Raw genomic sequence first — 14,671 nt, forward strand, 5'->3', positions numbered from 1 at the left:
CCGGTGCCCCCGCCGGTTCCGGCTTGTCCGGTCCCGACGTCGGCCGGGCCGGTAGCCTCCGTAGGCATGTCGAGCCTGCCGAAGTCGCTGTTCTGGGTACGTACCGACCTGCCCGGCGCCGACCATGTCACCGTCGACGACCGTCGGGGTCTCTCCGCCCGGGGCACCCTGCTCGCGGTTGATCCGGTGCCGTTCACCTGTCGCTACGAGCTGCGCACCGACGAGCACTGGACGACCGAGGGATTCGAGGTCAGCTGCGAGGGCGCGGGGTGGCTGCGTACGCTGCGGCTGGTCCGCGCGGCCGGCCGGTGGCGGGCCACCACGGCAGAACAGGGCGACCTGGACGCCGCGTTGGCCGCCACCGGGCGACCGCCGGCCGGTTTCCCCGGTACGGAGCAGCCGGAACGGCTCGCCGAGGCGGTCGACGTGGACCTGAGCGGTTCCCCGCTGTTCAACACCCTTCCGGTACGTCGACTGCGGCTCACCGAGGCCGCCCCGGGGACCACCCGGACCGTCACCGTCGTCTGGGTGCTGCTGCCCAGCCTGCAGGTGCTACCGGTGGAGCAGACGTACACGGCACTGGACACGCGGACGGTGCGCTTCGCCGTCACGGGCTTCACCGCCGACCTCGCCCTCGACGCGGACGGCTACGTACGGAACTATCCCGGTCTGGCGGAACGCGGCGCCTGACAGCCGGATTCCGGCTCTCGGAGACCCCGGTGGAGCCGGGCCACGTTTCCACAGTGGTGGCTCGGCTGGTCGGAGCCGTCGCGGAGTGCCGCACCGGAACAGCGGCCGGGCCCGATCCGCGCCCAGCAGCGTGACAGGCCGGCGGTCAGGCCGGTCCGGGGCGGGGCGGGGTGACCGGCTGGGGCCGGTTCTCCCACTTGGTCGACAGGGCCACCCCGGTCCGGGTCGAGGCGACCCCGGCGGTCCGGTTCAGCCGCAGAATCAGCTGTTCCAACTCGGCAATTGTGCCTACCCGCGCCTTCAGCAGGAACGACTCGACGCCGGCCATGAAGTAGCAGGATTCGATTTCCGGCATGTCCCGAATCGCGGCCAGCACGTCGTCCGTGTCGCCGCCCGAGTCCTGCACGATGCCGATCAGCGCCGTCACGCCGAGCCCGATCGCCTCCGGCTCGACCTCGGCCCGGTAGCCCCGGATGACGCCGCCGGCCTCGAGCTTGCCCACCCGTTCGTGCACCGCCGGCGCGGACAGGCCCACCTGGCGGGCCAGTTCGGCGTACGAGAGTCGGGCGTTGCCACGCAACAGCTCCACGAGCGTCAGGTCGATGGAGTCCACGAGGTGAGACCCTAGTCGGAGTCGACGGAGGCGCCGCGAGCGGCAGCGACATTGTTGCTGACAAAGGCGCGCGAATGCCGTAAATCGTGCCGAGTAACCTCACAGACAGTACGTTTTCGCGTTTGCCGGACACGACATCCCGGCGGTGTTGTAATTGCCGTACGTCCCTTAAACGAAGGCTCTGGCAAGCATGTGTTACAGGGACGGTCCTACCAGTCCGGGGGCTTCGTAGACGCGAGGAGGGGGCTGTGGACACAGGAGATCGTCTGCTGACACCGGGCGAGGTGGCAGCGCTCTTCCGCGTCGATCCGAAGACCGTGACACGCTGGGCCGCGGCCGGGCGTATCGGGAGCATCCGGACACCGGGTGGGCATCGGCGCTTCCGCGAGTCGGAGGTGCGCGCGTTGCTCGAGGGCGAGGGCATGCTCGACGAGGTCGACGACGGCATCGCGAACCGGCCACGGAACGCCGGTCCCGCGACCCCGAGCGGCCCCGGCCCAGCCGGCGCCGGCAACATGGGGATGCACTGACCGGACGGGCAGGGGCCCTGGACGCGCGTACCGTCGTCGCGGCGGCGGTACGTCGGCCAGACACCGGCCGCCGGACAGCCGGGGCAGCCAGCTCCGGCGTCGGTTGCGGTGCACGGGGCCGGCACGGATCGGACCGGCCGCGGATCACCGCCGTCGACGCACCGCGGCCGGGGTGACGCGGAAGCGCACTGCGTCCCGGGTGACGCGGGCCGGGGTCAGCTCCGGTCGGCGCCGAGCTCGCCGGCCCAGCGCTGGAACAGCGTGTGTGGTACGCCGATGGCGTCCAGCACCTTTCCGGCGACGAAGTCGACGAGTTGCCCGGCGGTCGCGCCGGCACCGGCACCGTAGAAGCCGGGGCTGGCCGGCAGCACCACCGCGCCGGCGTCGTGCAACGTGATCAGGTGCTCCAGGTGGCTGCGGGTGACCGGAGTCTCCCTCGGCACCACCACCACCGGCCGGCGCTCCTTGAGGTTGACCTCGGCGGCCCGCTGCAGCAGGTCCTTGGAGAGGCCGATCGCGATCCCGGCGCACGCCGCCGTACTCGCCGGCACCACGACCATGCCCCGCGTCGGATACGACCCGCTGCTGGGCCCGGCGGCGATGTCCCCGGCCGGCCAGTACGTCACGTCCGCGTCGGACAGGTCGCGTCCCAGCCAGCTGGCGAGGTCGTCCTTCCAGTGCGCGTCCCGGAACGGCCGCCCGGTCTCGTCGAGGATCGTCAACCGGGCCGCCCTGGAGACGACCAGATCCACCGCCTCGCCGGCGTCGAGCAGCGCGCCGAGCACCGCCGCCGGGTACGGCGTACCCGAGGCTCCGGAGACACCGATCACCCACGGCCGTCGCATACCCTCCAGCCTGCCCGAACCGTTTCCGGCCCGACCAGCCGACCCCCACCCCCGGGCCAGACCACCGGGCGCACCGGCGCAAAGCACAGACAGGTGACCGGATCATCACCAACTGCAAGATCCGACAAGGGCGGCGGGGACCACCCCGCCCGTCGAACCTGAAATCCTGCTCGCGTACGTCACCCGTGCGAGCAAGGAGGACCGGATGGCCGGGCTCCCGTCCTGGGTCGCCGAACTCGACTGTCCGATTCCCGGGCGGCTGTCCCCGTTCGCCGATCCGGTCCAGGACTGGCTGCTCGACTGGGTGGAACGGGTCGACGGGCCGCTCGACCCGGCGGCCCGGCAGCGGCTGGCCCGCAGCGGCGTGGCCCGGTACGCCGGCCGGCTCTACCCGGACGCCAGCGAAGCCGACCTGCGGGTGCTCACCGCCCTGTTCCTCTGGTTCTTCCTCCTCGACGACGCCTGCGACGGCACCGGCACCCCCCGGCCGGCGCAGGTCAGCGCGCTCTGCGCCGAGGTGCTCCGACTGCTGCGCGGGGAGTCACCGGTTCGCCCGGAGGCGTTGCCCGGCCCGTTGCGGCGGATGCTGACCCACGCCTGGCAGACGCCCCGGCACCGGATGACCGCCGGCTGGCGGGCCCGCTTCGTCGACGCGGTGGCACACCACCTCCACGGGGTGGTGGCCGAGGCGAGCAACAAGGCGACCGGTCGGCGGCCCGATGTCGCCAGTTACGTGCCGCTGCGTCGGGCCACGTCGGCGGCGTACGTCTCGTACGCCCTGATCGAGTTCGCCACCGGGTGCCCCGTACCGGACGCCGTCTACCACCACCCGGCGGTACGCGCGGTCGCCGACAAGGCCAACGACCTGCTCTCCTGGTTCAACGACCTGCTGTCGTTGGACCGGGACGCCGCCACCTCGGGCGGGCACAACCTGGTGCTGGCGGTCGCCCGCGAGCAGCGGATCACGGTCGAGGCGGCGATGCCCCTGGTGGTCCGGCGCTGGCGGGAGGCGATGCGCGACTTCGGTCCGCTGCGTGCCGCCGTGCCGTCCTTCGGCCCCGACCTGGACGACGCGCTCGGCCGCTACCTCGACGGGGTGGCGAACTCGGTACGCGGCACGATGGACTGGTCGCTGGAGAGCGCCCGTTACGCCGACGCCCTGACCGTCAACCGGTGACCCCGGCGCCGTCACCCGGACGCCCGTGTCCCGGCCGGCCGTTCAGACCCCGAGGTGGAACCGGACGACCAGGTCGAGCAGCGCGAAGACGAAGAGCGTGATCGCGACGAACCCGTTGGCGGTGAAGAAGGCCCGGTTGACCCGGGACAGGTCGGTCGGGGTGACCACCAGGTGCTGGTAGCCGAAGGCGACCGCGGTGACCGCCAGCCCGACCCACCAGAGCCAGCCCAGCCCGACCACCGCACCGAACCACAGGAACAGGCCGAACGTCACCACGTGCGCCACCGTCGAGGCGTGCAGCGCGAACCGCTTGCCGTACCGGGCGGGGACGCTGCGTACCCCGATCTCCCGGTCCACCTCGGTGTCCTGACAGGCGTAGATCAGGTCGAAGCCGCCGATCCAGAGCCCGACCGCCGCGCCGAGCAGCCACGCCGGGCCGGAGCCGTCGAAGGTGCCGGTCACCGCGAGCCAGGCGCCGACCGGGCCGACCGCCTGGGCCAGCGCCAGGATCGCGTGCGGCCAGTCGGTGAACCGCTTGCCGTACGGGTACACCACCAGCGGGATCGCCGCGAGCGGGGCGAGGGCCAGGCAGAGCGGGTTGAGCGCGGCCGCGGCGGCGAGGAAGACGACCAGGGCGACGATCGCGCCGGTCCAGGCCGTCCGGACGCTCACCTTCCCGGTGACCAGCTCCCGTCCGGCGGTACGCGGATTGCGCGCGTCGATCCGCCGGTCGATGATCCGGTTCGCCGCCATCGCGAAGGTCCGCGCGCCGACCATGGCGACGGTCACCAGCGCCAGGTCGCCCCAGCGGACCCGGCCACCGTGCAGCTCCATGGCGGTCAACGCCGAGAGGTACGCGAACGGCAGGGCGAAGACCGAGTGTTCGATCATGACCAGCCGCAGGAAGGACCTGACCCGCCCCGGCGCCTCCGCCACCGCTGCCGTCGTTGTCATGAGACCCCGTACTCCTTCCAGCGTTTGTCGACCAGTGCCCGGATCTCGGGCGACATGGTCATCTCCTCCGGCCAGCCTCGGGTGTAGCCCTCGGTGGGGAGCTTGCGGGTCGCGTCCACGCCGGCCTTGCCACCCCAGAACTGCTGGTACGACGCGTGGTCCAGGTGGTCCACCGGGCCCTCGGTGAGCAGCAGGTCGCGGGAGTAGTCGACGTTGCCGAAGGCCCGCCAGGCGACCTCGGCGTAGTCGTGCACGTCGCAGTCGTCGTCGACGACCACGATCAGCTTCGACAGCGAGAGCAGGTGGGCGCCCCAGATCGCGTTCATGATCTTCTGGGCGTGTTTCGGGTAGCGCTTGCGGATCGAGACGATCACGCAGTTGTGGAAGACCCCGGCGGTCGGCAGGTCGTAGTCGACGATGTCCGGGATCAGCAGCTTGAGCAGGGGCAGGAAGATCCGCTCGGTGGCCTTGCCAAGGCCGTGGTCCTCCTGCGGCGGCTTGGACGTGATGATCGAGTGGTAGATCGGGTCCCGCTGGGTGGTCATCGCCTCGATGTGCAGCACCGGGAAAGGCTCGACCGGGGTGTAGAAGCCGGTGTGGTCACCGAACGGGCCCTCCGGCAGCCGTTCCCCCGGCTCCAGGTAACCCTCCAGCACGATCTGCGCGTGTGCCGGCACCTGCAGCGGCACGGTCAGGCAGTCGACCATCTCGACCCGCTCGCCCCGCAGGAAACCAGCGAAGAGGTATTCGTCGATGTCGCCCGGGAGTGGCGCGGAGGCGGCGTAACTGACCACCGGGTCGCAGCCGATCGCGATCGCCACCGGCAGCCGCTGGCCGAGCCGTTCCGCGACGGCGTGGTGGGCGGTCGAGTCCTTGTGGATCTGCCAGTGCATGCCGAGCGTGTTGTGCGAGTGCTGCTGCAGCCGGTAGAGGCCGAGGTTGCGCTTGCCGGTCTCCGGGTGCTTGGTGTGGGTCAGCCCGAAGTTGTGGAAGATGCCGCCGTCACCGGGCCAGACCTGCAGGCCGGGCAGCCGGTTCAGGTCGACCTCGGCGCCCCGGTAGACCACCTGCTGACAGGGCGCGGTCTTCACCTTCCGCGGCGGCACCGACTTGAGCTGCAGGACCTTGCCGAGCCCTTCCCGGATCCCCGACCAGCCGACCGGCAGCTCCGGCTTGACCAGGGCGCCGATCCGGTCGCCGATCTCGTCGAGCCGGTCCACGCCGAGCGCCATCGCCATCCGACGCTCGGTGCCGAAGAGGTTGACCGCGACCGGCATCTCGCCCCGGGTCGGGCGTTCGAAGAGCAGCGCGGGGCCGTGCGCCCGGACCGTCCGGGTGACCACCTCGCTGATCTCCAGGGTCGGATCGACCGGTACCGGGACCCGGTGTAGTTCGCCGGCGCCTTCGAGCGCGCCGACAAAAGCCCGGAGATCGTCGTACGGGAAGCCACGAGCCGCCATGGCCGCTAGTCTGTCGCACCCCCCGTCCAGCGGCCCGACCCGGGTCCCTCGGCGTGACCCCGGCCGTGCCGACCCGGGTGGGCGTGGCCAGTCACCGCCGCCCGGTCACAGCAGACCGAAGCCGAGCAACAGGGTGGCCACGGTCAGGCTCACCCCGCCGAGCACGGTCAGCCAGATCAACCCGTTGGGTCGGGTGTCCGAGGGGCGTACGACGGACAGGAAGAAGCCGAGCGGCATCAGGATCGGCGCGGCGACGAAGAGGACGCGGATCAGGGTCAGCGTGCCGGCGCCGTACCCGGTCCGGTCGAGGTAGAGCAGGGCGACGAGGGCGAAGAGCACCAGCACCCCGGCGTGTGCGTGCCCGGCGGTCCACAGGCCCCGGCGGACCGGATTGTCGAGGTAGCCGGGTATCCGGCGGACCAGGTGCATGAGCAGGGAGAGTCCGCCGAACGCGATCGTCGACACGGTGATCAGCAGGATGGCGGCGGTGGTCTGGGTGGCGGGTGTCATCAGGGGCTCCAACGGGACGACGAGCGGAACTTTCCGCTGTCAAGATTGATCCCTGGACGAGCATCTTGTCAACAGCTAGATTTGTTGGTCGGGCCGGTCAGGCAGATTCGGTGGCGAGCCGGGCGCTGAAACCGAGCATCGCGGCGCCCGTGAACCCGTCGAGCGCCCGGCGTACCCGACGTCGGGAGAGCAGCCGCCGGGCCCGGTGCAGCGCCCCGACCAGCAGCAGCAGATAGAGCAGCGACAGCACCGCGTGACTCAGCGCGAAGACCAGCAGTACGGCGACCGGCGCCCCCGGCGCCACGAACTGCGGCAGCACCGCCAGGTAGAACGCCAGCACCTTCGGGTTGGTGATGTTGGACAGGAAACCCTGCCGCCACCCGACGACGGCCTGCCCGGGCAGGGTCGTACCGTCACCGTTCAGGCTCGGGTACCGGCCGAGCCAGGCCGACCGCCAGGCCTGGATCCCGAGGAAGGTCAGGTAACCGACGCCCAACCACCTGATGGTCAGGAACAACGGCTGCGACTGCAGGATCACCGCACCCAGCCCGGCCGCCGCCGCACTGCCCTGTACGGCGTTGGAGCTGGCCACCCCGATGGCACTCCAGGCACCACGGCCCCGACCGGCGGCCAGGGTGTTCCGGGTCACCACCGCGAAGTCCGGACCGGGCACCAGCACCAGCGCCACCGCGAAGACCAGGAACGTCCCGTACGCCGTCCACGACATCGCCCGAGCGTAAGATCAGCCGGCCACCCACGCCGGCAGGTCACCGGTCGACCAACACTCCGGGCCCGGCACCCTGCCCCTGCGACGACTCAGTCGAGTCCGCCGTACGAGTGCAGACCCTCGAAGAAGATGTTCACGCCGTACAGGTTCATCTGCATGGTCAGGAAGCCGATCACCGCGATCCAGGTCGCGACCGGACGCTTGACGCTGGGCGTGGCCCGGGCGTGCAGGTAGCCGGCATAGACCACCCAGGAGATGAACGCCCAGGTCTCCTTCGGGTCCCAACCCCAGTACCGACCCCAGGCCGCCTCGGCCCAGACCGCGCCGGCCATCACCGCGAAGGTCCAGATCGGGAACGCGAAGGCGTGCAGCCGGAAGGCCATCCGCTCCAGACTGGCGGCGGCCGGCACCCGGGCCCCCAGGGTGTACGGGAAACTGCGCTTGCCCTGGTCGTACCCGTTGCGGATCAGGTACATCACCGCCGGCACCGCGCCGAGCAGGAACAGGCCGGAGGAGAGCGCCGCCGCCGAGACGTGCACGACGAACCAGTACGAGTTCAGCGCCGGCACCAACGGCACGATCGGCACGTAGAGCACCAGGCCCGCGACCGCGAGCAGCAGCACCATGGCGAGCGTGACGAAGAGCCCGAGGTGCCGGACCGTCGGCCGCCGGTGCAGCAGCACCAGCCAGGCGACGGTGCCGACGAAGGTGACCGCCAGCACGTACTCGTACATGTTGCCCCACGGCATGCGGTCCGCGGCCACCCCACGGGTGACCAGCACCGCGAGGTGCAGCACGGCGGCGACGACGGTGAGCGCGACCGCCGCCCGCCCGAGCAGCGCGACCCGGGTCGACGCTGTCCCGCCGGGCGTCGAGCCGGCCGGCACCTTCACGACCGGGTCCGGGCCGGCTGCGGAGTCGGCCGGCGCGCCGGCGCCGACCAGCGCCAACTCCCGCTCCGGCCGGAGCGCCGCCCGGCCGACCCGGCTGCGGTTGCCGAAGGCGTACTCGGCGGCGTGGCAGATCATGGCCAGCAGGTAGCCCAGAATCGCCACCGCCAGGAGCTGGTCGGAGAGCGCAGCCATCAGTCGGTCTCCTCTTCCGTCGCCGTCCGGTCGTTCCGGGGCGACCCCGTCGCCGTCCGGTCGTTCCGGGCGGCGGCGACGAGCCGGTCGAACTCTTCGGCAAAGCCTGAGTAGTCGGTACGGGGCAACCCGCCGACCTCCACCAAACTACTACGATCCGTCGTGGACGTGTCGGCGGGTACCGGAACCACCCGGAACCACACCCGACGGCGGCGGGCGAACAGCGCCGGCATCAGCCCGAGCAGCAGCAGCGCCGAACTGACCAGGACGATCGTCTCGCCCGGGTCGTACCGGACCGAGATGGTGGCGTACGGGCGGGTGCCGAGGAACTCCACCGTCGTACCGTCGTCGAGCGTCCACTTCTCACCCGGCCGTAGCAGCTTGCCCTCGCCGACCTGCTTGAGCCGACCGTTGTCGACCTGCCGCCGGTCCAGCGAGTAGACCGAGTTCGGAATCCCGGCGTCCAGGCCGAGGTTGCCCCGGTACGGGATCAGCATCAGCCCCGGCGACCGCTCGGCCGGGTACTCGGAACGGACGAACGGCCCCTGCGCCGGAGTGGTCGGCAGGTAGAGCCCCTCGAAGCCGACCTGCAGGTCCGGGGCACGCTCCCCGGTCTTCGGGTCGATGTTCACGTCCGGGAAGATCGCGACACCCTCGCTGGTCAGGTTCCCATCGATGCTGAGGAACGCCTCGTCGCTGGTCTGCGACTTCCCGTACCGGTCGGTGTAGCGCACGATCGGCGCGTAGCCGTGCCCGAGCAGGTAGACGCTGGTCCCACCGCCCAGTCGCAACGGATCGTTCACCGAGAAGCTCACCGGACGCGGCGCCCGGCCCTGCTCCTTCAGCAGCGCTTTGGCCCGGAACGACTCCGGCTGCCCGGTCGGCAGGAACCCGGCCTCGAAGTCGGTCAGCTCCAGACAGAACGGCGGCAGGCGATCACCGTCCAACCGGTGCCCCAGCTTCGACTCGCTGTACTGCTGCAGCGTGTTGCAGAACGCGTTGTCCGGGCCGGCGACCAGTAGTCGGTTGCCGTGCCAGCCATACCACGAGCCGAGCCCGACGCCGACCAGCACCCCGATCAGCGAGATGTGGAAGAGCAGGTTGCCGGTCTCCTTCAGGTAACCCTTCTCCGCCGACACGGTGTCGCCCTGGACCGCCACCCGCCAGCGCCGCTTCCGCAGCATCGCCGCGACCGCGGCCAGGTCGACGTCGGGGTCGGTCAGCACCGCGTGCCGGGGCAGCCGGTCCAGCCGCCTCGGCGCCGCCGGCGGCACCGCCCGCAGCGCGCGGACGTGGTCGCGCAGCCGCGGCACGATGCAGCCGATCAGCGAGGTGAACAGGAGTACGTAGATCGCCGAGAACCACGGCGAGGCGTACACGTCGAAACCGCCGAGCCGGTCCACGATCGGATACCAGTCCGGGTGGTCCCGCTGGAAGCCCTGGACGTTCTCGAGGCTGACGTTGCGCTGTGGCAGCAGCGAACCCGGGATCGCGGCGACGGCGAGCAGGAAGAGCAGGACCAGCGCGGTACGCATGCTGGTCAACTGCCGCCACGAGTTGCGCAGCAGGGCCAGCGGTGCCGCGGTACGCCGACGCCCGGGCGCCTCGACGGCCTCCGGCCCGGTGGTCGGGCGGTCGTCCACGGTCGACATCAGATGCTCACCTCGCCCACCCCGACCGTGGTCTTCAACCAGATGTTGATCTCTCCCCAGCCACCGGTGATCAGCGCCAGCCCGATGATGATCAGCAGTACGCCGCCGACCCGGGTCACCCAGCGGCTGTTCCGGCGCACCGCCCGGAACAGCCCGAGCAGGCGGTGGAACCCCAACCCGAAGACGATGAACGGCACCCCGAGGCCGAGGCAGTACGCGATCGCGAGCACCACCGCCCGGTCGGCCTGGCCGCTCGCCGTACCCATGCCCAGCACCGCGCCGAGGGTCGGGCTGACACACGGCGCCCAGGAGAGCGCGAACACCGCCCCGAAGACCGGGGCGCCGAGCAGGCCGGCGTCCGGCAGCCGCCGGATCCGAAACTCCCGCTGCATGCCGGGAATCAGCCCGAGATAGGAGAGGCCCAACACCACGATCACCGCACCGACCACGATCTCCAGCGGTCGCTGGTGCGCGAACAACGCCTGACCCAGCGCGGTGACCAGTACGGCGGTGAGGGTGAAGACAACGGTGAAGCCGGCGATGAAGAGCAGCGTGCCGGCAAGCACCCGCCCCTGCACCCGTACCCGGGACCGGGTCGGCCGGGTCGCGACCGCGACCCCACCGGCAGCCTCGGGGCCGGCGCCCGGGCCGTCCGCCGCGTCCCGCCGCTCCAGGTCGTTGCCGGCCAGCCCGGTCACGTACGACAGGTAGCCGGGCACCAGCGGCAGCACACACGGGGACAGGAAACTGACCAGCCCGGCGAGCGCCGCCGCGCCGATGGCCAGCAGCAGCGGACCGCTCTCGGCGATGCTGGCGAACGTCTCGCCCATCAGCCCGGCCCGCCCGCGGCCGACTGCTCCCCGGCGAGTCGGCTGACGATCGGCTGCAGCGTCTCCTGCTTGGTCGACGACCGGATCACCACCGCGATCCGCCCCTCCCGGTCCAGCACCACAGTCGCCGGAATCGAGTTCGGCGGTATGTCGAAGGCGAGCGCCAGTTGGCTCGGCGGGTCGAACAGGCTCGGGTAGGTGACCTTGAACGCCTCCTCGAACGCCCGGGCCTTGTCCCGGCCGTCCTGGATGTTGATGCCGACGAACCGGACGCCCTGGTCCTTCGTCGCCTGGTAGGTCGCCTCCAGGTCGTCGGCCTCCGCCCGGCAGGGCGCACACCAGGAACCCCAGAAGTTGACCACCACCACCTGGCCCCGGTCCTGCGCCAGGTCGTAGCTGCCGCCGTCGAGCAACTCGCCGGCGACCTTCGGGGCCGCCGGCCGGTGCTCCGGCGCGCACTCGATGACGCCGTCGGTCGTCGTACAGTCGTCCTGCCACCGGCCGCCGTCACCACCCGAGCAGCCGGTCAGCGCCAACGACGCGGCGGCGACGAGCGAAACGCCGAGACCGACACGCCGGGGACGACTCATCGTCAAGCTCCCTTGGCCGTCCGGGCGCTCGGCGACATCGCCACCAGGTGCGCCGCCGGCTCGGAGTAGCCGATTCCGACGATCTTGGCGCCGTCGAAATGGAACGAGGTCAGGCTCGCCAACCCGCACTGCCGCCTGCGCGGATCGTGCCAGAGCCGCTTGCGTTCGACATGCCGACGCAGGGTCCAGATCGGCAGCTGGTGCGAGACGCAGACCGCCTCCCGCCCCTCGGCCGCCACCCGGGCGGCGTGCAGCGCCCCGAACATCCGCTCGGCGATCAGCCGGTACGCCTCACCCCAGGACGGGGTCACCGGATCCCGCAGCACCCACCAGTTCCGCGGATCCCGGAACGAGCCGTCCCCGGGGGACACCCGCTTGCCCTCGAACCAGTTGGTGCTCTCGATCAGCCGCTCGTCGACCCCGACCGGCAGGTTGAACTGGGCGGCGATCGGCTCGGCGGTCTGCTGCGCCCGCTCCAGCGGACTGGCCACCACGTACGCGATGTCGCGGTCGGCGAGCGCCTGCGCCGCCGCCTTCGCCATCTGCACACCCAGCTCGGAGAGGCGGTAACCGGGCAGCCGCCCGTACAGGATCTTTTCCGGGTTGTACACCTCGCCGTGCCGCAGCACGTGGACCACCGTGGTGCTCACCGCGTCATCCCCCGTCATTCCCCGTGACCGGCCGCCGCCGCAGCCTCCGCCGCGGCGGGCAGCGCCGCCGCGTACTGTTCCAGCGCGGCGTCGTCCAACGCCGTCGACACGAACCACGACTCGAAGGCGCTCGGCGGCAGGTAGACCCCGCCGGCCAGCATCGTGTGGAAGAACGCCTTGAACGCGGCGACGTCCTGACCGCGCGCGCTCGCGTAGTCGACCACGTCCGCGTCGGTGAAGAAGATCGAAAACATGTTCCCGGCGTACGACAGCCGGTGCGGCACCCCTGCGGCGGCCAACGCCTCGCTCGCCAGCCGGCCCACCGTCGCGGCGGACTCGTCGAGTCGCCGGTACACCGCCTCGTCGGCCAGCCGCAGCGTGGTCAGGCCGGCGGCGCAGGCGAGCGGGTTACCGGAGAGGGTGCCCGCCTGATAGACCGGACCGGCCGGCGCCAGCCGGGCCATCACCTCGGTACGCCCACCGAACGCCGCCGCCGGCAGTCCACCACCCATCACCTTGCCGAACGTGAACAGGTCGGCGTCGACCGGGTCGAGCCCGGCCCAGCCACCAGCGGAGACCCGGAACCCGGTCATCACCTCGTCGACGATCAGCAGCGCGCCGTTGGCGTGCGCGATCCGGGCCAACGCCTGGTTGAAACCGTCCCGGGGAGCCACCACGCCCATGTTGCCGGGCGCGGCCTCGGTGATGATCGCGGCGATCTCCGACCCCTGGGCCGCGAACGCCGCCTCCACCGCCGCCACGTCGTTGTACGGCAGCACGATCGTCTCGCCCGCCGCCGCGCCGGTCACCCCGGGGGAGTCCGGCAGGCCGAGCGTGGCGACCCCGGAACCCGCCGCCGCGAGCAGGGCGTCCACATGTCCGTGGTAGCAGCCGGCAAACTTGACGATCTTGCTGCGGCCGGTATAGCCCCGGGCCAACCGGATCGCCGTCATCGTCGCCTCGGTACCCGAGTTGACCAGTCGTACCTGCTCCACCGGGGTCCGCGCGACGATCTCGGCGGCCAGCTCGACCTCACCCTCGGTCGGCGTACCGAAGCTGGTGCCGAGCGCGGCGGCGGCCTGCACCGCGGCCACCACCTCCGGGTGGGCGTGCCCGAGGACCAGCGGCCCCCACGAGCAGACCAGGTCGACGTACCGCCGGCCGTCGGCGTCGAAGAGCCACGGCCCGGAGCCCCGTGCCATGAACCGGGGCGTACCACCCACGGCCAGGAAGGCCCGGACAGGGGAGTTCACCCCACCCGGCACGATGGCACGGGCGCGGTCGAAAAGGGCCTGGGAGGCCGGGGCGTCGGCCGGGTAGCGGCCGGGTCCGGCAGGGTTCGCGCTCACGGTCTCGCCATTCTGTCAGCGCCATCTGGCCGGCCGGCAGCCACCCCTGCACGGGTCGCCCGGGTCACTCCGGGTTCCTGGGCGCGGCTGGGTGGGTGGGCGTGGTCGGGGGGTTGAGGCGGCTGTGGGTGGGCGTGGTCGGGGGGTTGAGGGCGGATCACCCGCTCTGGGCGGTCAGGCTTGATCCCGACGCGGGCGATCCGCCCCCAACCCTGCCCGGCTTGCTCTCCGCGCGGACGCCGCCGCCCCCAACCCCTGTCCGGCTCGCGCTCCGCAGCCACACCACCGCACCCGATCTCGGTCTGGCCTCGGAACCGGGACACGCCTGTCCGGTCAGAGCCGGAGTGGGTGTTCTCGAGTCCGGCAGTCTGCCGGATACCGGACGGACAGCCGGCAGTTACCAACAGGCCGGTTCGGCCAGGTCGCGATAGGCTGATCGGGTGAACCGTGCGGAGCTGACCATCGCGGTCCAGCGGAATCCCGACGAGGCGATCCTGCGCCTCGCCGGCGAGATCGACATGCTGACCGCCGGCAGGCTGTCGAGCGTCGTCAACGAGGTGCTCACCGACGCACCGTCCCGGATCGTCCTCGACCTGGCCGACGTCACCTTCTGCGACTCGCAGGGCCTCGGCACCCTGGTGGTACTGAGCCGCAAGGCCAGCCACGCACAGAGTCTGCTGATGCTGACCAATGTCGGCGACTTCCTGTTGCGGGTGTTGGACATCACCGGACTCCGCTCCGCCCTGATGATCCGCAACGAGCAGTCCACCGGCTGAACCGGCGTCAGTCGGACCGGTCCAACACCCAGCCAAATCGGCCGACGGCCGGATTGCCAGCGCGACCAGAATGAGCCGGACGGGGTTGGGGGCGGATCGCCCGCGTCGGGATCAAGCCTGACCGCCCAGAGCGGGTGATCCGCCCCCAACCCCCAAGCCCGACCACGACGAACCTCAGGCAGCCGCACCCCAGCGGGATCAAGCCTGACCGCCCAGAGCGGGTGATCCGCCCC

Annotated in this window: 16 protein-coding genes; 4 read left to right on the plus strand and 12 right to left on the minus strand. The window is 71.4% G+C overall.

What is annotated here, in order from left to right:
- The first annotated feature begins 66 nt into the window (after positions 1-66).
- Entirely contained in the window at positions 67-690 is a 624-nt protein-coding gene (locus ABGB05_RS36305; protein ID WP_347658564.1) for a putative glycolipid-binding domain-containing protein, read from the plus strand.
- 145 nt (positions 691-835) lie between these two features.
- Here the strand turns inward: ABGB05_RS36305 and ABGB05_RS36310 are convergent, their stop codons facing one another.
- Positions 836-1,303: an Lrp/AsnC family transcriptional regulator gene (locus tag ABGB05_RS36310; protein WP_347658565.1), complete on the minus strand. Its 468-nt coding sequence runs from the start codon at positions 1,301-1,303 to the stop codon at positions 836-838.
- Positions 1,304-1,551: 248 nt separating this feature from the next.
- Between ABGB05_RS36310 and ABGB05_RS36315 the strand changes: the two genes are divergently transcribed.
- Positions 1,552-1,833, plus strand: coding sequence for a BldC family transcriptional regulator (locus ABGB05_RS36315; RefSeq protein WP_347658566.1), 282 nt, complete (start codon positions 1,552-1,554; stop codon positions 1,831-1,833).
- 215 nt (positions 1,834-2,048) lie between these two features.
- Here ABGB05_RS36315 and ABGB05_RS36320 read toward each other — a convergent pair whose 3' ends face one another.
- On the minus strand, positions 2,049-2,678 hold the full coding sequence (locus ABGB05_RS36320) for a UbiX family flavin prenyltransferase (protein ID WP_347658567.1): 630 nt from the start codon (positions 2,676-2,678) through the stop codon (positions 2,049-2,051).
- A gap of 205 nt (positions 2,679-2,883) precedes the next feature.
- Between ABGB05_RS36320 and ABGB05_RS36325 the strand changes: the two genes are divergently transcribed.
- Positions 2,884-3,855, plus strand: coding sequence for a terpene synthase (locus tag ABGB05_RS36325; protein ID WP_347658568.1), 972 nt, complete (start codon positions 2,884-2,886; stop codon positions 3,853-3,855).
- 42 nt (positions 3,856-3,897) lie between these two features.
- Here the strand turns inward: ABGB05_RS36325 and mqnP are convergent, their stop codons facing one another.
- The 10 genes from mqnP to hemL all read right to left on the minus strand — a co-directional run bounded on the left by mqnP (position 3,898) and on the right by hemL (position 13,662).
- On the minus strand, positions 3,898-4,809 hold the full coding sequence (gene mqnP, locus ABGB05_RS36330) for a menaquinone biosynthesis prenyltransferase MqnP (RefSeq protein WP_347658569.1): 912 nt from the start codon (positions 4,807-4,809) through the stop codon (positions 3,898-3,900).
- Positions 4,806-6,269: a menaquinone biosynthesis decarboxylase gene (locus ABGB05_RS36335; RefSeq protein WP_347658570.1), complete on the minus strand. Its 1,464-nt coding sequence runs from the start codon at positions 6,267-6,269 to the stop codon at positions 4,806-4,808. Before ABGB05_RS36335 ends, mqnP begins: the two co-directional genes overlap by 4 nt.
- 105 nt (positions 6,270-6,374) lie before the next feature.
- Entirely contained in the window at positions 6,375-6,779 is a 405-nt protein-coding gene (locus ABGB05_RS36340) for a hypothetical protein (RefSeq protein ID WP_347658571.1), read from the minus strand.
- A gap of 97 nt (positions 6,780-6,876) precedes the next feature.
- Complete coding sequence (locus tag ABGB05_RS36345; RefSeq protein WP_347658572.1) at positions 6,877-7,506, minus strand: LysE family translocator; 630 nt, start codon at positions 7,504-7,506, stop codon at positions 6,877-6,879.
- Between the two features lie 89 nt (positions 7,507-7,595).
- A complete protein-coding gene (ccsB, locus tag ABGB05_RS36350) occupies positions 7,596-8,591 on the minus strand; it encodes a c-type cytochrome biogenesis protein CcsB (protein ID WP_347658573.1) in 996 nt (331 codons plus the stop codon).
- Positions 8,591-10,243, minus strand: coding sequence for a cytochrome c biogenesis protein ResB (locus ABGB05_RS36355; protein WP_347658574.1), 1,653 nt, complete (start codon positions 10,241-10,243; stop codon positions 8,591-8,593). Before ABGB05_RS36355 ends, ccsB begins: the two co-directional genes overlap by 1 nt.
- Positions 10,243-11,073, minus strand: coding sequence for a cytochrome c biogenesis protein CcdA (locus ABGB05_RS36360; RefSeq protein ID WP_347658575.1), 831 nt, complete (start codon positions 11,071-11,073; stop codon positions 10,243-10,245). The genes ABGB05_RS36355 and ABGB05_RS36360 overlap by 1 nt, the downstream gene beginning before the upstream one ends.
- Positions 11,073-11,663: a TlpA disulfide reductase family protein gene (locus ABGB05_RS36365; RefSeq protein ID WP_347658576.1), complete on the minus strand. Its 591-nt coding sequence runs from the start codon at positions 11,661-11,663 to the stop codon at positions 11,073-11,075. The genes ABGB05_RS36360 and ABGB05_RS36365 overlap by 1 nt, the downstream gene beginning before the upstream one ends.
- Before the next feature lie 2 nt (positions 11,664-11,665).
- Positions 11,666-12,331 carry a histidine phosphatase family protein gene (locus tag ABGB05_RS36370; protein ID WP_347658577.1) on the minus strand — a complete coding sequence of 222 codons (666 nt, stop codon included), beginning with the start codon at positions 12,329-12,331 and terminating at the stop codon, positions 11,666-11,668.
- Positions 12,328-13,662 (minus strand): glutamate-1-semialdehyde 2,1-aminomutase, encoded by a 1,335-nt coding sequence (gene hemL / locus ABGB05_RS36375; protein WP_347658578.1) that lies wholly within the window; start codon positions 13,660-13,662, stop codon positions 12,328-12,330. Before hemL ends, ABGB05_RS36370 begins: the two co-directional genes overlap by 4 nt.
- 440 nt (positions 13,663-14,102) lie before the next feature.
- On the opposite strand from hemL, the gene ABGB05_RS36380 reads away from it, so the two are divergent.
- Positions 14,103-14,438: an STAS domain-containing protein gene (locus tag ABGB05_RS36380; protein WP_347658579.1), complete on the plus strand. Its 336-nt coding sequence runs from the start codon at positions 14,103-14,105 to the stop codon at positions 14,436-14,438.
- The last annotated feature ends 233 nt before the right edge of the window (positions 14,439-14,671 follow it).

The organism is Plantactinospora sp. B5E13 (assembly GCF_039871775.1).
Taxonomy (GTDB): Bacteria; Actinomycetota; Actinomycetes; order Mycobacteriales; family Micromonosporaceae; genus Plantactinospora.